The following is a 20,973-nucleotide window of genomic DNA, read 5'->3' as shown; positions in this document are numbered from 1 at the left end:
CGGCTACGCCTCGATCGCCTCGGTGTACGTGGTGTAGATGCCGTAGACCGCGATGCCGGCGAGATGCCAGTCGCGCGGGCCCTCGGGACCGAGGGCGGTGACACGAGGCGCGTCGACCATCGGGTTGATGCGGCGGTGGTCGCTCATGCCGTCGACCATCGCCATGATGGCCACAGCCAGGTCGCGCTCGTCGAGGCCCTCGCGCATGCGGAGCCCGAACGCGGCGTTGAGCCCCCGGTACGTCTCGGCCATGCGTGTGAGGTAGCGGTCCTCGAGCTCCGACAGCAGCGCACGGACCTCCGCCCCGCCGGGCACGGCGTCGCCGCTCGAGAGCGCGGCCGACATCGCGCGGTACGCCCGGAACGCCACGGTGTGCTCGACGGCGGTCATGTTGTGCGACACGGTGACCCGCAGCGCCTCGCGGAGCGCGATCTGCCGCCCCTCGGGAGTGCTCATCGCCTGTGGGTCGCCGGCCACCGCCTGCTCGAGGTGCTGGAGGGTCTCGCCGTCGAATCCGGTATCGAAGCCCGGGTCCGCTTCGAACAGCGCGCGGACGAGATCGGCGACGAAGGCGACGCGGTCGGGCCAGATGCGGAAGACGGTCGAGCGCGGCACGCCGGCCGTTCGGATCAGGTCCTCGAGCTCGATGTTGGCGTAATCGAGCAGGAGACCTTCTTCCTTGACGCGGTCGACGGCGACGGCGAGCATGAGGGCTCGCGTTTCGCCGGCGGGCCGCCGCGAGCGGGATTCGGGTTGCTCCACCACTCGATTATCGTCCTCGGCGCGCTGTCCGGTAGGCCCCTTCGCCTCCGCAGAAACTCGCGGTGCCGGGTCCCCAGAACCCGGCACCGACTAGATCGAACAGGACGGCATGGGGCCGCCGGCAAGATCGGCGTGCATGAGCCCCCCGACTCGTGCACGCGTTCCAGACTAGAGACTGGAAGTCTCATATCTCAAGTCGACCCGGAAGTGCGCGGCCCGCACGCTCCTCTTCAATCCGAGAGCACGACCTGGTCGACCATGAGATGACCCCACTGTCCGGTCGCGTCGTCCAGGATCTGGAACTGTGCCGTGCGCCCGGCGAGGTCGCGGAGGTCCCACTGCACGTGCCGCAGGTCCGCCGAGTCCGCGCCGGTCGCGGTGCGGACCGGCCGTCCGTCGACGAGCAGCTGCACCGACGTGGCGGGTTCCCCGCCGAGCGGGTGATCGCCGCCGCCGATGAGGAAGTGCAGGAAGTTCCTGTCGATCGTGAACTCCGGCGAGGTGATCGTGCCGGTGGCCGGATCTCCCCCGCCCACGAACGTGTCGGCGACCCGCGCGCCGACCCGTCCGCGCAGGTCCGCCGCGCTCGGTCCTGCGCCGATGAAGCTGCCCGTCGCCGTCCAGGCCTGCCCCCACGTGTCGCCCTCGAAATCGCCGATCGCCCGAGCCGGCCGCTGCACGACGCTGCCGAACTCGGTGATCGTCAGATCGTGGAACACAGCCGGGCCCCCCGAGGAGTAGAGAGCGATGCCCTCGTCACCCGACGGTGCGAACACCTGGCTCGACTGCACGTATCTCCCCTCGTCGACGAAGACCTCGATCGTGGTGCGGTCGACCAGGATGCGCAGATGCACCCTGCCGGCGCCGCCGTCGAAGGGCGTGCGGCTCTCGGTCTTCCAGGTGCCGGCGGGATAGCCGGTCTGGCCGCGGTTCAGATAGGCGTAGGTGCCGGTCACGCCGACATCGGCATGGCGCGTCCCGTCGGCGGAGCGACGCAGCTGCAGGCCGAGGTTGGTCGCGATCTCCCACGTCACGTCCGCCTCGACCTGGTACGCGTCACCCTCGAAGGCGAGCGGCAGGAACCCGTCCACGGTCACGTCGCCGAGCTCCGTGCGAGCCGTCGCGATGTCGGCGAGGGCTGCCACCGGCTGCGACACCAGGCTGAACGCCGAGCCGTACCTCTCGAGGCGGATCTGGCGGGTGATCGAGTCCGTGCCGTTGAAGCCGTCGGCCGTCCAGGTCGGGGTGGAGTGCGCGTAATCCCAGTTGTTCATCCAGCCCACGGCGTAGCGGCGGTCCAGCGGGGCGGCGGGATCCTCCCACGTGACCGCGCCGTACCAGTCGAACCCGTGATCGAGCCATTGCGGGGCGCTCTGGTCGAAGGTGAACGACGTGCCGTCGAACGATCCCGTCCAGTACGCGAAGGTCGCCGGCTCTGCGGTGGCGTACCCGTTCGCGCTGACGCCGAACACCCACTTCACGGTGCCGTCGTCGGCGCGGATCCGGAACAGGTCCGGGCACTCGATCGTGCCGATGCCGGGATTCACGTACTCCCACGTGCGCGCCCACGTCTTCAGGTCCGGCGACGTGTAGAAGCTCACCCTGTCACGCTCGGCGATCAACGCCACCCACCGGCTGCGCTCGGCATCCCACACGACCTTCGGGTCGCGGAAATCCGCGCGCCCGCCGTTCGCGATAACCGGTTCATCGCCATGAGGTCGGAAGTTTCGGCCGCCGTCCGTCGAGTACCAGAGGAACTGCGCCTGCGGCCCCGAGGCGTTCGCCTGCTGAGCCGGCGTGGGATGGTCCATCTGCGTCACGAGCATCACGACGGCGCCGGCGCCGAACCCGGCGGTGTTCGCTTCGTCGACCACGGTCGACCCCGACCAGAGGTCGTAGTTCGCGTTGGTCTCCTTGGGCGCGGCGACCCCCTGATCGGCGAACACGACGCCGTCGTACGAGGTCGCGAGCCGCCACTCCGTTCCGAAGTTGGCGGCGGGGTCCGCGTCGTAGTCCCGGTTGTAGAGGTAGTAGTAGTGGAACTTGCCGTCCACGAAGACCGGCCGTTGGGGGTCGTTCTTCCAGTGGTCGGGCACCGTGAAGTGGTACTGCGCGCGGTAGTCGTCGGCGGAATCGGCTGCCGCGGCGTCATCGCCGATGCCTCCCGCCATTCCTGACCCCGCCCCCACCGCGATCACGGCCAGCGCACCCGCCGTCAGACGCACGGAGCGTCCCTTGAAAACTGACTTCATCGTCATCCTTCTCTTGGCGCGGACACCGCCCGCCGGAGGGCGGGCCGGCCGGGGCTCGTCCGCGAAGCCCCGGCCTCGAACCTCAGGCGGAGACAGCCACCGCCTCATGACGGACGAGCCGCCCTCCATCCCACCGCACGGGCATGGGGTCGGTGACCCCGCCCACGAACTGTCCGTCCTCGCCGATGTTCCGGAAGGCGAACAGCAGCCATTCGCCGTCCGAACGGCGCTGGAGCAGGCGCCCGACGTACAGGCGCTCATCGGTCAGCGGATACGCGGCGTCGATGTCGAACGGCCCGACGAGGCTCTCCGCCGGCACCGCCCACGTGCCGGCGGCGGCGGCGCGTCGGGAGTCGGTGCTCTGCTCCTTCAGGCAGGAGAAGATCACCACCGGACGCCCGTCGACGATCTCCGCCTGCAGCACCTCGAGCTGCCCGAAGCCCTCGACGCTGGGCGCGCTGAGCGGTTCGCGCAGCTCCCACGTGCGCAGGTCCGCCGACCACGCGTGCCCGATGACGCCCCGCCCGTCGACCGGCCCCTCGGGCGCTCGAGCGGTGATGAGCATGTGCCAGCCGTTCCCATCGGGGTCGGCGAACACCCACGGGTCACGGAAGGCCTCGTCGTGCCACGCGCCGCTCGAGAGCTTCTCGTACCAGGGCTCCTTCGCTTCGAGCACCGGCCCGCCGGCCTTCGTCCACGTGAAGAGGTCGGGCGACGTGGCGTAGCCGATCCGCTGCACGTTCTGCCCGTCGGGGGCGAGGGTCGCTCCGGTGTAGAACATGAACCACGTCCCGTCCGGGTGGCGCACCACCGAACCGGTCCAGGTGGCGAGTTCGTCGAAAGCGGGGGCGTCGCTTCTCACGAGGGCATCGGCCACCTGCGTCCACTCGACGAGGTCCGTCGAGACCGCGTGCCCGATCGAGGCGCGGTAGTGGCGGGCTTCGGGGTCGTGGAGCGCCCGCGAGGCGTACAGGAAGAAGAGATGGTAGTGCTCGCCGTCGTCGGCGAACCAGTAGTCCCATACCCAGGAATCGGGGAGGTCGAACACGAGAGTTCCTTCAAGAGTCGTGCGCGGTGGATCGCGCGATGGAGTGGCCCTCCGCCCGGCGGGCGGGGAGCGCGAGTGTCGGATGCGGCTTACCGTGCCGTCGCCGGGGTTGGGAGTTCGGCACGACGGGGAGGATCGGCGCCCGGACGCGATACGGTGATCGCCGCCGCGTGCGCTGAGCGCTCGAGCAAGGATTCGACGACGGAGGAGCGGTCCCCACGGCCTCTCCCCGCGCCGCTGGCGCGTCGCGCGGAGCCTCCGGCCGCGTGGGCCCAGCTGCCGCCCGCGGTCGCGAGCGACTCGCGCAGTTCGTCGCTGCCGACGATGCTGTCGATGAGCACGCCCATGAACGTGTCGCCGGCCCCGACCGTGTCGACCACCCTGGTCTCGACGGCGGGCACGGTGACCTCGCCGTCGGCGGTGACGCCGATCGCACCGTCCGACCCGAGGGTGACCACGACGAGTCGCGGGCCGCGGTCGACCCATTCGCGCGCGACGTGCCGGACGTCCCGCCCCGGGTGGAGCCACCGGATGTCCTCGTCGCTCGCCTTCACGACGTCGGCGAACTCGATCAGTCCGGCGACGCGCTCTCGGACGCGGTCCGGGTCGTCGACCAGCGACGGCCGGATGTTGGGGTCGTAGGTCACGATCGCCCGCCCGCGCACCGATCGCACGAGTGCCGCGACGTGGCCGGCGCCGGGTTCGAGCACCGCGGCCACGGAGCCGACGTGAACGACGTCGGCGGCGCCTGCGAGTTCCTCGAGTCGGGCGGCGTCCGCCCCGAGATCCCACGCGAGATCGAAGGCGTACGTGGCGGCACCGCCCGCGTCCAGGTGGGCCACGGCCGTCGACGTGCGCGCCGACGCGACGGCCACCACCTCGACCTCGGACTCCTCGAGCCACTGCCGCACACGTCCGCCCCGGTCATCCCGGGCCAGGCTGGTGATCAGCGTCGGACGCCGTCCCAGCCTTCCGAGCGTCAACGCGGTGTTCGCGGGGCTGCCGCCGGGCGCCTCCTCGACCGCGCCGTCGGCACGATGGACGATGTCGACCAGGGCCTCGCCGATGACCACGATGCGCGGCATCCGTTCGGTCATCCCTTCACCCCGCTCGCCGCGATGCTGCTGACGAACGCCCGCTGGAACACCAGGAAGACGATCAGCACCGGGATCGTGATGAGCGAGGTGTAGGCCATCACCTCGCCCCACGCGGTGTTCAGCTGGAAGAAGTACTGCATGCCGACCATGACCGGCCGCAGCTCCTCCTTCTGCACCACCATGAGCGGCCAGAGGTACTGGTTCCACGCCGGCAGGAACGTCAGGATCGCCACGGTCGCGAAGGCCGGACCCGACAGCGGCACGAGGATGCGCCGATAGATCGTGAACCAGCTCGCGCCATCGATGCGCGCCGCCTCGTCGAGGGACTTCGGGATCGTGGAGAAGTACTGCGTGAACAGGAAGATCGAGAACGCGTTCGCGATGAACGGCACGATCTGCACCTCGTAGGTGTTGAGCCAGCCGAAGTCATACTTCAGCACGCCGCCCTCGATCACGAGGGTGGGAAGCTGCGCGACCCAATAGACCATCGGCACCGCGATCGTCTCGAACGGGACGATCAGCGTCGCGATGATCAGCGCGAGCACGACGATCCGCCCCTTCCATGCCAGCCGGGAGAGCGCGAAGCCCGCCATCGAGTTCACGATGAGCCCGAGTCCGACGGTGAGCACCGTCACCAGGATCGAGTTGAACAGGAACTGTGCGACGGGCACGCGGTCGAACACCCCGAAGTAGTTGTCGAGGCTGATGTCGCCGACCGGGAGGAAGGCCGCGGGCGAGTCGATGTCCTGCAGGATCTGACTGTCGGGCTTGAGGCTCGACACGAACATGAAGACCAGCGGGAACAGGAAGATGATCCCGAACAGCGACAGGGCGATGTAGAGGAAGATCTTGCCCCTGATTCGCTGCGACTTCTCGCTGCGAGCCGGCGCAGGGCGCGCGGCACGGCGCGGGTCGGCGGGTGCCGTGGTCAGAGTCTGGGTAGCGGTCACGTCAGTCCTTCTCTCGCGTGAGCCGGCGCTGAATGAGCGCGATGGCGAGGACGGCGACGAAGAAGATCAGCGAGATCGCCGCGGCGTAGCCGATCTCCTGCTGCTCGTAGCCCTTGCGCACGGCGTGGAAGACGATGGTCGAGGTCGAGTTCACCGGCCCGCCCTGGGTCATGACGTCGACCTGCACGAACAGGCCGAGGGCGGCGATGGTGATCGTGACGAGGACGAACACCATGGTGGGGCGCAGCCCGGGCCACGTCACGTTCGTGAACTGCCGCCACGGGCTCGCGCCGTCCATCTTGGCGGCCTCGTAGAGCTCCTCGGGGATCGTCTGCAGGCCCGCGAGCCAGATGATCATGTGGAAGCCGACGGCCTGCCAGATCGACAGCACGATGATCGCCCCGAGCGCCGTCTTCGGGTCGTTCAGCCAGTCGACGTTCGACCACGCTCCGAAGGTGAGCGCGTCGAACATGGCGTTGATCAGGCCGTCCTTCTGGTACATGAACTTCCAAAGGATCGAGACGACGACGATCGACGTCACGACGGGGATGAAGAAGATCACGCGGAACGCCGTGACGCCGCGCATACGCCGGTTGACGAGCACCGCGAGGAGCAGCCCCAGCGCGGCCTGCACCGGGACGACGACCAGCGCGAACACCGCCGTGTTGCCGACCGACTGCACGAACACCGGATCTGCGGTGAAGGCGCGGATGAAGTTGTCGAAGCCGACGAACCGCGGCGGGTTCGGCGAGATGAGACGCGCGTTCGTGAACGAGAGCGCGAAGGCGAGGATCACGGGGATCACGAGGAACAGCACCAGGAGGACGCCCGCGGGGGCGATCATCCCGAGCCCTGCCCAGGTCTCGCGACCTTTGATGGAGCGGAAGCGACGGTAGGCGCGCCGAGGTTCTTCGGCGGCGACCGTCGGAGGGGTGACAGTCATGACAGATCTCTCGGGGAGTGCGCCGGCGGGGGCCGGTGGCCCCCGCCGGCGCGGTGGATCACTGGAAGCCGTAGCCGTCGTTCGACTCGATGTTGGCGTCGATCTCGGAGACCGCGCGGTCGAGCGTCTCCTGGACGTCGGCGCCGTTCATGATGTCCTTCGCCGCCGTCTCGAACGTCGTCGAGATGACCGCGTACGCCGGCGTCTCGGGGCGCAGCACGGCGTACTTCTGCGAGAACTCGACGAACGGGCGCAGGGCACCGCCGTCGCCGAAGTACTCCGACGCCTGGGCGGCGGCATCCGTCGCCGGGATGACCACCTGCTTGTCGGCGAACTCGGTGATGTACTCGTCCTGGAAGCTGAACTCGAGGTACGCGCGGGCGCCGTCGGCGTCGTTGCACTTGGACGAGATCGCCCACTGCCACGAGCCGCCGCCGATCTTCGGGCCGTTGCCGAGGTCCGGCGGGGGCAGGATCAGCAGGTCGTCGCCGACAGCGTCGAGCGCGGCGACGGCGTTCCAGACGCCGGTGTAGCTGAGCGCCACCTCGTCGTCGATGAACTCCTGGTTGCCGACGGTGCCGCTGTTGCCGGCGTACCCGTCGGCGAAGAGGCCCGCGAACCAGTCGCCCCACGCGACCGCTTCGGGTCCGTTCAGCGCACCGTCAGCCGAGAGCATGGAGTCGCGGTCGATGAGGTCGCCGCCGAAGCCCTGCAGGAACGGCGAGTAGGCGTACGGCCACCACTCGCCGGTGTCTTCGGCCCCGATGTCGATCGGCGTCTCGTAGCCGGCGCCCTTCAGCGTGGCGAGAGCCGCGCCGAACTCGTCGGCGGTCCACGGCTCTTCGACGGTCGGGATGCGGATGCCGTTGGCGTCGAGCACCGACTTGCGGGCGAAGATGCCGAGCGCGGCGTCCCAGTAGCCGGCCGAGTAGATCTCGTCGTCCCAGACGCCGACGGCCGTGGGCAGCAGCGCGTCGGTGATCTCGGTGGGCAGATCGAGCGGCTGCAGATAGCCCGCCCATGCCCAGTTCGGCATGATCGGGCCGTCGAGGTCGAGAAGGCAGGGAAGATCACCGGATGCCGCGGCCGCGACGATCGCGTCGTTGTAGGCGCCCTGCGGGAACGACTCGTGCACGACCTCGTAGTCGTCCTGCGACGCGTTGAAGTCGGAGATGATCTGCTCGTAGACCTCGAGCTCGGCCGGGTTGCCCGCCGAGTGGGTCCACATCGTCAACTGGGTGCGGCCGTCCGCGGTGGTGGTGTCACCTTGGCCGGCTTGCCCGCACCCGGTCAGGGCGATCGCCGTGACCAGGCCCGCGGACACGAGGATCGGGGTCCTTGTGCGCATTGTTGTGGTTTCCTTTTCTTGGTGACTCACGCCCGCGTGGGTCACCGATCGGGGGCCGCCTCTGGCGGCCGCTCGGTGTGTGAAGCCCGTCGCCGGTTCGGTTTGGCGACTTGCGCCGGCGGCGGGCCTACGGAGTCTCGTCGGATGACGGGACACTCCATGAGGTGCGTGGCGTCCTCATCCCCTTCCGCGCGGACGCCGAGCGCGACCTCCATCGCCCAGCGGCCCATGGCGTAGTGGGGCAGCGCGACGGTGGTGAGTGGGGGATCCTGTTCCGCGGCGATCAGCTGCTGGTCGTCGTAGCCGACGACGGACAGATCGCGCGGGATGTCGAGGCCGCGGCGGTGCGCGGCGATGTACACGCCGGCCGCCATGCGGTCGTTGAAGCAGAAGATGCCGGTGGGGCGCTTGTCGTCGGGGAGGTCGAGCAGAGCCTCGGCCGCGGCGCGACCGCCGTGGGCGGAGGTCTCGCCCCTGACGTGCAGCGCCGGGTCGGCCGTGATCCCGGCCTCGGCGAGCGCCTCGAGGTACCCCTCGTGGCGCAGTCGCGACGCGAGCGGGCCGGGGTCATCCGTGTCGAGGTAGGCGATGCGCCGGTGGCCGGCGGCGACGAGCTCGCGCACGGCGGCGGCTCCCCCGGCGCGGTCGTCGGGCACGACGCTGCGGTAGCCGCCGTTCACGGGCCGGCAGTCGAGCAGCACCGTCTTCGGCAGGACGCCCTGCGGGACATCCACCACCCGGTGCCACATGCACGCGTAGATCATCGCGTCGACCTGCTGTGCGGTGAGCGCGTCGATCGCTTCGCGCTCGATCGCGGCGTCGCCACCGGTGTCGAGGAGGTAGACGAGGTGCCCGGCGTCGCGCGCCGCGTCCTGCGCGCCGGCGAGCATGCGACCGGCGAACGGCGTCGTCGCGATCTGGTCGGAGATGAGTCCGACCGTGCGCGTGCGCTGAGTGCGGAGCCCTCGTGCCACCGAGCTGGGCGCGTAGCCGACGGCACGGGCCGCCTCGCGGACGCGCTGGCGAGTCTCCTGCGAGATGCGCGATTCGACGTCGTTCATGACGAGCGAGACCGTGGTCACCGAGACGCCGGCCACTGCCGCCACGTCTGAGATCCGGGCCCTCGCCATCAGTGACACTCCCTCGTGTTAAATCGATTTATCGAGCGGATCCGATTATGGACCGATCGATGGTGAACCGTCAAGTGCTGCGTTCGGAGAACTCCATGCGCCTGCATCCGCATGTGCGGGATCCGCTCGCACCTGCAACTATGAGTTCCCGATGCAAATCGATTTGCATCACTGAGAATCCAAGGAGCGAATCAGAAATGCACACTCCCCCGAAGAAGGTCAGGCGCGTCCTGACCGGCAGTCTCACCGCCGCGGCGGTCGCGGCTTCCGTGCTCATCGGCCTGCCCGCGGCAGCCGTCGCGGCACCCGTCGCACCGGCCGCGCCCGAACTGCAGGACGGCCCCCAGCCGACCGCGCACACCCAGCAGGCGTACGCCCCCGAAGACGACTTCACCGCGAAGTGGACCCGCGCGGACGCCCGGCAGCTCAAGCGGCTGTCGGATCCGACCGCGGGCTCGAAGCAGAACTCGATGCCCACCGAGCTCACCATGCCCGCGGTTGCGCAGGACTTCCCGGACATGAGCAACGAGCAGGTGTGGGTCTGGGACTCTTGGCCGCTGACCGATGAGAACGCCAACCAGTACAGCGTCAACGGCCAGGAGATCATCTTCTCGCTCGTGGCCGACCGCAACCTCGTGTTCGACGAGCGCCACGTGTTCGCGAAGATCGGCTACTTCTATCGCCCCGCCGGCGTCCCCGCCGATGAGCGTCCGGAGAACGGCGGCTGGACGTATGGCGGCCTCGTCTTCGACGAAGGAGTGACCGGCAAGATCTTCCCCGACCAGTCGTACAGCCACCAGACCCAGTGGTCGGGTTCGGCGCGCATCTCGAAGGGCGGCCAGATCAAGCTGTTCTTCACGGACGTCGCGTTCTACCGCAACGAGGACGGCAGCAACCGCAAGCCCTACGACCCGCGCATCGCACTGAGCGTCGGCAAGGTGCACGCCAACAAGAACGGCGTGAAGCTGACCGGATTCGACAAGGTCACCGACCTGCTGCAGGCCGATGGCACGTACTACCAGACCGGCGCGCAGAACGAGTTCTTCAACTTCCGCGACCCGTTCACGTTCGAGGACCCGGCCCACCCCGGTGAGACCTACATGGTCTTCGAGGGCAACTCCGCCATGCCGCGCGAGACGGCGACATGCAACGAAGAGGACCTCGGCTACCGCGAGGGGGATCCCTTCGCAGAATCGGTCGAGCAGGTGAATGCCTCGGGCGCCACGTACCAGATTGGCAACGTCGGCCTCGCCAAGGCGAAGAACAAGGACCTCACCGAGTGGGAGTTCCTGCCGCCCCTTTTGTCGGCGAACTGCGTCACCGACCAGACCGAGCGTCCGCAGATCTACATGAAGGACGGCAAGTACTACCTCTTCACCATCAGCCACCGTGGCACGTTCGCCAACGGCATCGATGGCCCCGAGGGCGTCTACGGGTTCGTCGGCGACGGCATCCGCAGCGACTACCAGCCGATGAACTCCGGTTCGGGCCTGGCACTGGGCAACCCGACGAACCTGAACTTCGCGGGCGGGCAGCCGTTCGCGCCGGACTTCAACCAGCCGATCGGGCACTTCCAGGCGTACTCGCACTACGTGATGCCCGGTGGACTGGTGCAGTCGTTCATCGACACGGTCGGCACGGAGGGCGACTTCCGCCGCGGCGGGACGCTCGCCCCGACCGTCAAGATCGACATCGACGGCGCCTCGTCGGCGGTCGACTACGCGTACGGGGACGGCGGGCTCGGCGGCTACGCCGACATCCCGGCGAACATCAACGTCAACCCGGGCGGCAAGGTCACGCCGCTGCCCTGACCTGATCGACAGTCGAGCGGATGCCTCGGCACGGCCCCGTGCCGAGGCATCCGTTCATCCCGTCCCGAGCCGAGAAGGAGACCGAATGCACACGCAGAACACCCGATCCGCGTCGCCCCGGCGGCGCCGCCTTTTCGTCGTCGCGGCCGCAGCGGCGGCCGCGATCGTGCTCGTGGCGGCGATCGCCGTCGCCCTGTCGCAGAGGGGCGGGACGGATGCCGCGCCCTCGCCGTCCGCGACGACCGACGGGTTCGAACGTCCCGCCGACTGGTCTCCGCACCGGCCGAGCGTGCACCTCACACCGGAGAAGGACTGGATGAACGATCCGCAGAAGCCGTTCCTCCTCGACGGCGTGTGGCACTACTACTACCTCTACAACGCCGACTACCCGGACGGGAACGGCACCGCGTGGTACCACGCGACCTCGACCGACCTCGTGCACTGGAAGGACGAGGGCGTCGCGATCGACAAGTACACCAACGGCCTCGGCGACATCTGGACCGGCACGGCGGTCGTCGATGAGAAGGGCACCGCCGGGTTCGGTGAGGGCGCGGTGATCGCGCTCGTCACGCAGCAGGTGGACGGTGTGCAGCGCCAGTCCCTCTTCGTATCGCGAGACGGCGGCTTCCGCTTCGAGTCGTTCGACGGCAATCCCGTCATGGAGAACCCCGGCGTCGCGGACTGGCGCGACCCGCGCGTGTTCTGGGATGACGCGGCCGGGCGCTGGGTGATGGCCCTCGCCGAGCACGACCGGATCGGGTTCTACACCTCGCCGGATCTTCGCCACTGGACCTACTCCTCGGACTTCGTCGCCACCGACCTCGGCGTGCTGGAATGCCCCGACCTGTTCCCCATGGCGGTCGACGGCGATCCCGACGATGTGCGGTGGGTGCTCGTCGCGGGCGCGAACGGCGCCGCAGAGGGGATGACCACGGGCACCGCGTACTGGGTGGGCGAATGGGACGGCGAGCGTTTCACCGCCGACGGCCCCGGCCACCAGTGGCTGGACCACGGCTCCGATTACTACGCGGCGGTCACCTGGGACGACCCCCGGCTGGAAGAGCACGACCGCCTCTCCTCGCGGTACGGCATCGGCTGGATGAACAACTGGGCCTACGCGGGCCGATTCCCGACCGACGACTGGCACGGCGGGTCGGACTCCCTCGTGCGGAAGATCACGCTGAGCGACGACGAAGGGCGCGCGACGCTGCACTCGGTGCCGGCACCCGAGCTCGATTCGCTGGAAGGCGAGGCCGAGAACCTCGACGATGCGCGGCTGGGCGACGGCGAAGCCGTGGACGTCACGGTGCCGGCATCTGGCGCGTATCGACTGCGGTTGGATGCCGCGAGCCGGGCCGGCGAGCTGAGGGTCAAGGTGCTCACCGGCGACGGCAGCTTCGCGACGGTCGGCTACGACTTCGAGGCGCGGTCGGTGTTCGTCGCACGGGACGCCGACGCGGTCTCCGATACGATGCCCGAGGCGTACCGCGAAGTGCGCACAGCGGCCGTGGAACCGGCGGATGGGCGGATCGAGCTCGACATCGTGGTGGACGCCGCTTCGATCGAGGTCTTCGCAGGCGGCGGGCGTGCCGCGCTCACGATGGCCACGTTCGGGAAGGCCGGCGAGCGCGGCCTGCGTCTCGAGGGCGCGCGGGAGCAGGTCGCCGTCACGGGCGCCAGTCTCACTCCCTTGCGGGTGGCGCCGGTCGAGCGGGAGCACTGAGGGCCCCGAGCCCACTCGGCCGGCGAGAAGGGGGCACCGCGACAGACTGCCGTTCGACGAGCCACCCCCGCAGCAGATGGATGCCGTCACCGATCGGCGGTGCCGTCCCGTCGATCCGGTCGAGCAGGCGGGTCATCCCCCACCGCCCCATCTCGTCGTGCGGCAGCGCGATCGTGGTGAGCCCGGGGTCGAGTGCGTCGGCGACGGGATGCAGATCGTCGATCCCCACGACGGACAGGCCCTCCGGGACGGGGATGCCCCGCCGCGCGGCGGCCTGCATCACGCCCATGGCGATCTGGTCGTTGAAGCAGATCACCGCCGTGGGCGGGACGGGCTGGTCGAGGAGTCGCCCTCCCGCTTCCCGACCGCCTGCCGCATCGGACGTGCAGAGATCGAGGCGACCGTCAGCGAGGGCTATGCCCGAGTCGCCCAAGGCGGAGCGCACGCCGATGAGGCGGCCTCGGGCGGCGCGGGACTCGTCGGTGGTTCCGACATAGGCGATGTCGCGGTGCCCCTCGCGCGTGAGCCGCTCGCAGGCGAGGGCCGCGATCTGCGCCTCGTCGGGCACGACGGCGTCGACCTCCCAGCCGGGTTGCGGCGCCGCATCCACGAGCACGACGGGCACGCCCTCGGGGACGTCGGGCTGCTCGACGCGCTGGTGGTACATGCGAGCGATCAGGATGCCGTCGACCCGCTGGGCGAGGAAGCGCGCGACGAGGTCGCGCTCCGCCTCGGCGTCGCCGCCGCTCTCGGCGACCATCAGCAGCACGTCGCGCTCGAGCCCGGCTCGGCGGGCACCCTCGATGATGCGGCCCGCGAAAGGGGTCGCCGCGAGGTCGTCGCCGATGAGGCCCACGACGCCGGTGCGTCGGCGGCGCAGACCGCTGGCCACCCGGTCGGGGACGTATCCGAGCTCACGGGCGACGGCGAGGATCCGCTCACGGGTCTCGGCGTTCACCGCCCGCGCGCCGCTCAGCGCGTGCGAGACCGTCGTCGCCGAGACACCCGCGGCTGCGGCCACGTCGCTGACGCGCGCGCGAGGGCCGGTCTTGCCAGACATACGCCCAGCCTATGGCGCGCGGCGTGGCCGATCCGGAAATCGGAGTCAGCGCACGACGGCGAACAGACGGCGGCCGTGACATACCCCGGCCGGCGGAACGACGAACGCGGCGGGCCCGAAGGCCCGCCGCGTCCGATCGAAGGTGTCGCCGCGCCCGGAGCTACAGCGAGAGGCGCTCGCGCACGACGCCGGCGAGCTCGTCGGCGTGGCGGCGGGCCTCATCCTCGGAGGAGGCCTCGACCATCACGCGCACGAGCTGCTCGGTGCCCGACGGGCGCAGCAGCACGCGCCCCGAGAGGCCGAGCTCGGCGGATGCGCGGGCGACGGCATCCTGAACTCCCTCGTCGGTCGCGGCGCGGGTGCGGTCGACGTCCTTCACGTTGACGAGCACCTGCGGGTACACGGTCATGATCGACGCGAGCTCTTCGAGGGTCTTGCCGGTGCGCGCCATCTCGGCGACCAGGTGCAGGCCCGTGAGCAGGCCGTCGCCGGTCGTCGCGTAGTCGCTCATGATGACGTGGCCCGACTGCTCGCCGCCGAGCGAGAAGCTCTGCTCGTTCATGCGCTCGAGCACGTAGCGGTCGCCGACCGCGGTGGTCTCGACGTGGATGCCGTGCGCCGACATCGCGCGGTGGAGTCCGAGGTTGCTCATGACGGTGGCGACGAGGGTGTCGTCCTTGAGCTGCCCGCGGTTCTTCATCGACACCGCGAGGATCGCCATGATCTGGTCGCCGTCGACGACCTTGCCGGTCGCGTCGACCGCGAGGCAGCGATCGGCGTCGCCGTCGTGAGCGATGCCCACGTCGGCACCGACGCGCACCACGTGCTCGGCGAGCTGGTCGAGGTGGGTCGAGCCGACGCCGTCGTTGATGTTCCAGCCGTCGGGGTCTGCGCCGATGACGGTGACGCGTGCGCCGGCGTCGCGGAACGTCTCGGGCGAGACTCCGGATGCCGCGCCGTGCGCGCAGTCGAGCACCACGTGCAGTCCGTCGAGGCTGTGCGGCAGCGAGCCCAGCAGGTGCACGACATAGCGGTCCTCGGCGTCGGCGAACCGGCGGATGCGGCCGACGTCAGCGCCGGTGGGCAGCAGCTTCGGACCCGCCATGGCGGCCTCGATGCGCGCTTCGACGATGTCGGGCAGCTTCACGCCGCCGCGGGCGAAGATCTTGATGCCGTTGTCGGGAGCGGGATTGTGGGATGCCGAGACCATGACGCCGAAGTCGGCATCCATGTCGGCGATCAGGAACGCCGCCGCGGGGGTCGGCAGCACGCCGGCGTCGAGGACGTCGACGCCGGACGAGGCGAGGCCGGCCTCGACCGCGGCGGAGAGGAACTCGCCGGAGACGCGCGGGTCGCGGGCGACGACGGCGGTCAGCCGCTTGCCCGCAGCGCGGCGCGCCTCGGCGGAACGGCCCTGGCCCAGGACGACGGCGGTCGCCTGGGCCAGGGACAGTGCGAGATCGGCGGTGAGGGGGCCGTTGGCCAGCCCCCTCACCCCGTCCGTGCCAAAGATCGGCATACGGAGTGGAAGCCGATCAGCGCTTCGAGTACTGCGGCGCCTTGCGGGCCTTCTTGAGACCGGCCTTCTTGCGCTCGATGACGCGCGCGTCGCGCGAGAGGAAGCCGGCCTTCTTGAGGGTCGGACGGTTGTTCTCGACGTCGATCTCGTTCAGCGCACGGGCGATGCCGAGGCGGAGCGCACCGGCCTGGCCCGAGGGGCCACCACCCGAGATGCGGACGATGACGTCGTACGCACCCGTGAGGTTGAGGACCGTGAACGGGTCGGTGATGAGCTGCTGGTGGAGCTTGTTCGGGAAGTAGTCCTCGAACGCACGGCCGTTGACCGTGATGGTGCCCGAGCCGGGGATGACGCGCACGCGGGCGATGGCCTGCTTGCGGCGACCGACTGCGGCGCCCGAGACCGAGAGCACGGGGCGCTCGGCGGCGACGACGGTCTCGTCGATCGCGGTCTCAGTGGAGTAGCTCGTGGGGGTTTCTTCGATGTTCGCCATCAGTGTGTCCTGTTCTGTGCGGCGCTTACTGGGCGACCTGGTCGAAAACGTACGCGGTGGGCTTCTGCGCGGCGTGCGGGTGCTCGGCACCGCGGTACACCTTGAGCTTCGACAGCTGGTTGGCGCCGAGGGTGTTCTTCGGGAGCATGCCGCGGACGGCCTTCTCCACGGCGCGGACCGGGTTCTTCTCGAGGAGCTCCGAGTAGGTGACCGACTTGAGGCCGCCCGGGTAGCCCGAGTGACGGTAGGCCTTCTTCTGCTCGAGCTTCTGGCCGGTGAGGGCGACCTTCTCGGCGTTGATGATGATGACGAAGTCGCCCATGTCGACGTGGGGGGCGAAGGTCGCCTTGTGCTTGCCACGCAGGAGCGCGGCAGCGTGCGAGGCGAGGCGGCCGAGGACGACGTCAGTCGCGTCGATGACCAGCCACTCGCGCTGGGCTTCGCCAGCCTTGGGGGTGTAAGTGCGCGTCACAGTAGTGCTGCTTTCTTGATTCGAACGGAGAGGTTCGTGAATCCCACTCCGGGGTGGTTCCCCTCTCGATGAGAGGCTGAACACGCCAGTGGAGGGCTCACGTTCGCGGTGCCGGGTCAGCTGAGCCGGACACCAAAGATCAATAGTACGCGACGCGGATGCCTCGACCAAACCAGCCCCCTTACCCCGCGGCGTCACGGCGCGGGCACCGCCACGCCGATCCCGTCGAGATCCTCGTCTCAGATGTCACAACTTTGTGACATCCTTAGCACGGGGTTCACACAGGCTCTCTAATCTTCTCCTCATGAACGCACCATCGATCAAAGCAGTCATTCCCGCCGCCGGGCTCGGCACCCGCTTCCTTCCCGCCACCAAGGCGATGCCGAAGGAGATGCTGCCTGTCGTGGACAAGCCCGCCATCCAGTACGTCGTCGAGGAGGCGGTGGCCGCAGGCATCGACGACGTCCTCGTCATCATCGGCCGCAACAAGAACGCCCTGGCGAATCACTTCGACCGGGTCACCGAGCTCGAAGACACGCTCCACCGCAAGGGCGACCTGAGCAAGCTCGAGCGCGTGATGCACCCGAGCTCGCTCGCGGACGTCCATTTCGTCCGCCAGGGCGACCCGCGCGGTCTCGGTCACGCCGTGCTGCGAGCTCGCAAGCACGTGGGCAACGAGACGTTCGCCGTGCTGCTCGGCGACGACCTCATCGACGCACGCGACCCGCTGCTCTCGCGCATGATCGAGGTCTCCCAGCGCGAAGCGGCCACCGTGGTCGCCCTCATGGAGGTCGACCCGAGCCAGATCCACCTCTACGGGTGCGCCGATGTCGAGACGACCGACGAGTCCGACCTCGTGAAGATCAAGGCCCTGGTGGAGAAGCCGTCCGCAGAAGAGGCCCCGAGCAACCTGGCCATCATCGGCCGCTACGTCCTGAAGCCCGAGATCTTCGACGTGCTCGAGCGCACCGAACCCGGCAAGGGCGGTGAGATCCAGCTGACCGATGCGCTCGAGGTGCTCGCCGACGACGAGCAGATTGCGGGACCCGTGCTCGGCGTGGTGTTCGGCGGTCGCCGCTACGACACCGGCGACCGGCTCGACTACCTCAAGTCCAGCATCCAGCTCGCCCTCGACCGCGACGACCTCGGCCCCGAGCTGGCCGCGTGGATCAAGGAACTCGCCCCGACCCTCCCCTGACCACAGTGAAAGCGGGACGGATGCTGCGACCCGAGGCATCCGTCCGTTCAGGCGAGGATCGTGCCCGCGATCAGCAGCATCACACCGACCGCGTTGTAGACGACATGCAGGAGCACTGCCGGCCAGATGCGCCCCGTGAGCATGACCAGAAGGCCGCCGACGAGGCCGACGAGCGCGAGCGCGACCACTTCGCCGGGCGCGAGCGTGCCGACGATGCTGTGCGCCAGCACGAACAGCGCGGCGCTGCCGACGATCGCCGCACCGCCGGCCGTAAGTCGCCCGACCGAACGCCGGAACATCGAGTACACCGTCACCAGGACGACCCCGTGGAAGAAGAACTCCTCGGTCAGCGGCGCGATCACTACCGGCGCGATGAGTTCGGACCACCACCAGCCGTCCGGCAGGCGACCGTCGAGGGTCGCAATCGCCGGCAGCCGGTCGGCTCCTTCGATCCACCCCTGGACGAGTCGCAGCATCAGCCCGAGCCCGACGCCCCAGAGCAGGTCGATGGCCCGGAATCTCAGCAGGCCCATCGGCCTCGAACGGCTGAGAGCGAGGACCACCGGCACGGCCATACCGGCCCACAGCGCGATCGTCGACACCACGCTTCCCGCCGCGCCCAGCCACGTCGCCGCTGCCAGCCCGACGAGAATCCCGAGTCCCAGACCGATCATGGCGACCGCCAGCAGCGACTCGCGCCAGCGGCGCACCGTGCTGCCGCCGAGCCTCCAATCGGTGCGTCGAGGCCGGCGCGAACGATGCTCCGCGCCGGTGTCAGCCGGCCGCGTGGCATCGATAGAGTGACCCGTCACGAGCCCAAGCTACCCGACCCGGAGGCCACCCCTTGTTCGAGATCCTGACCGTGTGCACCGGCAACATCTGCCGCTCGCCGCTCGCCGAGCAGTTGCTGCGTCTACGGCTCACGCCGCTCGGTGCCAGGGTGCGCAGTGCGGGTACCCGGGGCCTGAACGCCGCTCCGATGACCGCGGAGTCGGTGACGCTCGCCACGCGTCTCGGCGTGCCGGCGGACGACTCGGCCGCACACCGCTCCCGCTTCCTCACAGAGGCCGACCTCGGCTCTTCCGATCTGGTGCTGACGCTGGCCATGACGCGCGATCATCGCCGGAAGGTCGTCGAACTCGCGCCCGGCCGAGTGCGTTCCACCTTCACGGTCCGCGAGTTCGCGCGCCTGTCGGCGGGCCTCACCGACGACGAGATCCGCGCCGCGGCTGCGACGGGAGCGGATGCCGCGACCCGCGTTCGCGCGACGGTCGCGCTGATCGCGGCGCGGCGCGGTGTCGACCCTGCGCCGCCCGACCCTGCTGAGGACGACGTCATCGATCCGTACGGACGCTCGTGGGAGACATACGAGCTGTCGGCAGCCCAGCTGACCCCTGCGATCGACGAGACGGTGCGCGTACTCGCGGCCGCACTCGTCACAAAGTGACGCAGTTCACATGCTCGTCACGCAAAGCGGACGTACGCGTAATTCCTTTGTGTAAGGATGAGTGCGGTTCGGAAGCTGGGGAGTTCGAGAACCTGCACCACAGCAGCGACGAAAAGGCCCCATGGAACTCAGCGACTACATCCGAATTCTGCGCAAGAACTGGCTCGTAATACTCCTTGCGACGATTCTCGGTATCGGCGTGGCCGCGGCGTATTCCTACACTCGCACCCCGATGTACGAAGCATCGAGCACGGTCTTCGTGTCGACACAGACGAGCGGCACCGTGCAGGAGCTGCAGCAGGGCTCGTCCTTCACGCAGTCGCGCATGACGACGTACGCGAACCTCGTGACGACGCCGGTGGTGATGAACCCGGTGATCGCAGAGCTCGGGCTCGACACGTCGGCCAGCGGCTTGGCGAGTGTGGTGAGCGGAACGAACACGCTCAACACGCAGCTGATCACGATCACGGTGACCGATCCTGATCCCGTGCTCGCCGCCGATGTCGCGAATGCCCTCGGCGCAAGCCTCACCGAGACCGTCGAGAAGCTCGAGACCCCCGCCGACTCGACCACGAGCCCGGTTCGCCTCTCACGTGTGCGCGATGCACTGCCGCCGCAGACTCCCGCCAGCCCCAACATCCCGCTGAACCTTGCGCTGGGCGGCCTGGTCGGCCTCGCCCTCGGCATCGGCATCGCCGTGCTGCGCTCGGTGCTCGACACGCGCATCCGCACCCCGCGCGACATCGAGCTGGTCACCGACACCCCGATCATCGGTGCGATCGCGTTCGATCCGAAGGCCAAGGACCGCCCGCTCATCGTCCACGACGACCCGGCCAGCCCGCGCGCCGAGACCTTCCGGGCGCTGCGAACCAACCTGCAGTTCCTCGACATGGGCGGCCGCGCGAGCTTCGTCATCACGTCGAGCCTTCCCAGCGAGGGCAAGTCGACGTCGACCATCAACCTCGCCATCGCGCTCGCCGACGCCGGCAAGCGCGTGGCGCTCATCGACACCGACCTGCGCAAGCCGAAGGTGGCCGAGTATCTCGGCATCGAGGGGGGCGCGGGGCTCACCGATGTGCTGATCGGCCGCGCGCAGGTCGGCGATGTGATGCTCCCGTGGGGTCAGCGCAGCATGTTCGTGCTGCCGGCCGGGCGCATCCCCCCGAACCCGAGCGAGCTGCTCGGTTCGCAGCGCATGCACGATCTTCTCCAGTCGCTCGAGAAGGAGTTCGACGTGGTGCTGTGCGACGCTCCTCCCCTGCTGCCCGTCACCGATGCGGCGATCCTCGCCAAGGCCACCAGCGGCGCGCTCGTGGTGGTGGCCGCCGGGCGGACCAACCGCCATCAGTTGAACGGCGCTCTCGACGCGCTCTCCACGGTCGGAGCGAAGGTCGCCGGCGTCGTGCTGTCGATGGTCCCCACGCGCGGACCCGATTCGTACGGCTACGGGTACGGCTATGGGTACGGCTATGGCTACGGGCACGCCGTCGAGCGCGGCAAGGCGCCGAACCAGGCGAAGACGAAGGCGAAGAAGGCTGCGAAGAACGACGAGCCGCGCGGGGCGCGTCGGCGCACGTCGGTCTGACACGAACGACCGGTAGCCGTCCGCCTCGGGAATTCGCGGTCGGCAATCGGTTCCGGCGACGGTGCCGAAAGGAATGCGGCGGGGTGTGAGCCCCGGTGCGATCCGTCCCTACACACAAATGAACAGCTGCCGGGG

The 20,973-nt window shown here is 69.2% G+C and carries 18 protein-coding genes; 5 read left to right on the top strand and 13 right to left on the bottom strand.

What is annotated here, in order from left to right:
- Positions 1-3 precede the first annotated feature (3 nt).
- The 8 genes from RS82_RS17095 to RS82_RS17060 form a co-directional block, all read right to left on the bottom strand.
- Complete coding sequence (locus tag RS82_RS17095; protein ID WP_245619641.1) at positions 4-762, bottom strand: hypothetical protein; 759 nt, start codon at positions 760-762, stop codon at positions 4-6.
- Positions 763-992: 230 nt separating this feature from the next.
- Positions 993-3,014 (bottom strand): glycoside hydrolase family 32 protein, encoded by a 2,022-nt coding sequence (locus tag RS82_RS17090; RefSeq protein WP_045301588.1) that lies wholly within the window; start codon positions 3,012-3,014, stop codon positions 993-995.
- Positions 3,015-3,096: 82 nt separating this feature from the next.
- Positions 3,097-4,062 (bottom strand): glycoside hydrolase family protein, encoded by a 966-nt coding sequence (locus RS82_RS17085; protein ID WP_045301586.1) that lies wholly within the window; start codon positions 4,060-4,062, stop codon positions 3,097-3,099.
- Between the two features lie 89 nt (positions 4,063-4,151).
- The gene (locus RS82_RS17080; RefSeq protein ID WP_045301584.1) at positions 4,152-5,159 is read right to left on the bottom strand and encodes a carbohydrate kinase family protein; all 1,008 of its coding nucleotides are present in this window, start codon (positions 5,157-5,159) and stop codon (positions 4,152-4,154) included.
- Positions 5,156-6,109, bottom strand: a complete 954-nt coding sequence (locus RS82_RS17075) for a carbohydrate ABC transporter permease (RefSeq protein WP_084695728.1) — start codon at positions 6,107-6,109, stop codon at positions 5,156-5,158. Before RS82_RS17075 ends, RS82_RS17080 begins: the two co-directional genes overlap by 4 nt.
- A gap of 1 nt (position 6,110) precedes the next feature.
- Positions 6,111-7,052 carry a carbohydrate ABC transporter permease gene (locus tag RS82_RS17070; protein WP_084695727.1) on the bottom strand — a complete coding sequence of 314 codons (942 nt, stop codon included), beginning with the start codon at positions 7,050-7,052 and terminating at the stop codon, positions 6,111-6,113.
- 58 nt (positions 7,053-7,110) lie between these two features.
- Positions 7,111-8,400 carry a sugar ABC transporter substrate-binding protein gene (locus RS82_RS17065; protein WP_045301582.1) on the bottom strand — a complete coding sequence of 430 codons (1,290 nt, stop codon included), beginning with the start codon at positions 8,398-8,400 and terminating at the stop codon, positions 7,111-7,113.
- A 41-nt stretch (positions 8,401-8,441) separates the two neighbouring features.
- Positions 8,442-9,506, bottom strand: a complete 1,065-nt coding sequence (locus RS82_RS17060; protein WP_245619640.1) for a LacI family DNA-binding transcriptional regulator — start codon at positions 9,504-9,506, stop codon at positions 8,442-8,444.
- 221 nt (positions 9,507-9,727) lie between these two features.
- Here RS82_RS17060 and RS82_RS17055 point away from each other — a divergent pair, with 221 nt between their 5' ends.
- Both RS82_RS17055 and RS82_RS17050 read left to right on the top strand, forming a co-directional pair.
- The gene (locus tag RS82_RS17055) at positions 9,728-11,341 is read left to right on the top strand and encodes a glycoside hydrolase family 68 protein (protein WP_045301577.1); all 1,614 of its coding nucleotides are present in this window, start codon (positions 9,728-9,730) and stop codon (positions 11,339-11,341) included.
- 85 nt (positions 11,342-11,426) lie between these two features.
- Positions 11,427-13,064, top strand: a complete 1,638-nt coding sequence (locus RS82_RS17050) for a glycoside hydrolase family 32 protein (RefSeq protein WP_045301575.1) — start codon at positions 11,427-11,429, stop codon at positions 13,062-13,064.
- Here the strand turns inward: RS82_RS17050 and RS82_RS17045 are convergent.
- The 4 genes from RS82_RS17045 to rplM all read right to left on the bottom strand — a co-directional run bounded on the left by RS82_RS17045 (position 13,024) and on the right by rplM (position 16,608).
- Positions 13,024-14,124, bottom strand: coding sequence for a LacI family DNA-binding transcriptional regulator (locus RS82_RS17045; RefSeq protein ID WP_045301573.1), 1,101 nt, complete (start codon positions 14,122-14,124; stop codon positions 13,024-13,026). The two genes, RS82_RS17050 and RS82_RS17045, sit on opposite strands and share 41 nt — an antisense overlap.
- A gap of 160 nt (positions 14,125-14,284) precedes the next feature.
- On the bottom strand, positions 14,285-15,643 hold the full coding sequence (gene glmM, locus RS82_RS17040; protein WP_045301571.1) for a phosphoglucosamine mutase: 1,359 nt from the start codon (positions 15,641-15,643) through the stop codon (positions 14,285-14,287).
- A 16-nt stretch (positions 15,644-15,659) separates the two neighbouring features.
- A complete protein-coding gene (gene rpsI, locus RS82_RS17035) occupies positions 15,660-16,136 on the bottom strand; it encodes a 30S ribosomal protein S9 (RefSeq protein ID WP_045301569.1) in 477 nt (158 codons plus the stop codon).
- Between the two features lie 25 nt (positions 16,137-16,161).
- Complete coding sequence (rplM, locus tag RS82_RS17030; protein ID WP_045301568.1) at positions 16,162-16,608, bottom strand: 50S ribosomal protein L13; 447 nt, start codon at positions 16,606-16,608, stop codon at positions 16,162-16,164.
- Positions 16,609-16,912: 304 nt separating this feature from the next.
- On the opposite strand from rplM, the gene galU reads away from it, so the two are divergent.
- A complete protein-coding gene (galU, locus tag RS82_RS17025; protein WP_045301567.1) occupies positions 16,913-17,806 on the top strand; it encodes a UTP--glucose-1-phosphate uridylyltransferase GalU in 894 nt (297 codons plus the stop codon).
- A gap of 47 nt (positions 17,807-17,853) precedes the next feature.
- On the opposite strand, the gene RS82_RS17020 is transcribed toward galU, so the two are convergent.
- Positions 17,854-18,618 carry a CPBP family intramembrane glutamic endopeptidase gene (locus RS82_RS17020; RefSeq protein WP_245619639.1) on the bottom strand — a complete coding sequence of 255 codons (765 nt, stop codon included), beginning with the start codon at positions 18,616-18,618 and terminating at the stop codon, positions 17,854-17,856.
- A gap of 32 nt (positions 18,619-18,650) precedes the next feature.
- On the opposite strand from RS82_RS17020, the gene RS82_RS17015 reads away from it, so the two are divergent.
- Together RS82_RS17015 and RS82_RS17010 are read left to right on the top strand one after the other, a co-directional pair.
- The gene (locus RS82_RS17015) at positions 18,651-19,253 is read left to right on the top strand and encodes an arsenate reductase/protein-tyrosine-phosphatase family protein (RefSeq protein ID WP_045301566.1); all 603 of its coding nucleotides are present in this window, start codon (positions 18,651-18,653) and stop codon (positions 19,251-19,253) included.
- Positions 19,254-19,374: 121 nt separating this feature from the next.
- Positions 19,375-20,838 carry a tyrosine-protein kinase domain-containing protein gene (locus RS82_RS17010; protein WP_045301565.1) on the top strand — a complete coding sequence of 488 codons (1,464 nt, stop codon included), beginning with the start codon at positions 19,375-19,377 and terminating at the stop codon, positions 20,836-20,838.
- Positions 20,839-20,973: the final 135 nt, after the last annotated feature.

The sequence above is a fragment of the Microbacterium trichothecenolyticum genome (assembly GCF_000956465.1).
GTDB classification, from domain to species: Bacteria; Actinomycetota; Actinomycetes; order Actinomycetales; family Microbacteriaceae; genus Microbacterium; species Microbacterium trichothecenolyticum.
Note: the sequence above shows the minus strand (reverse complement) of the source record. Positions and strands in the feature narration are given on the sequence as shown.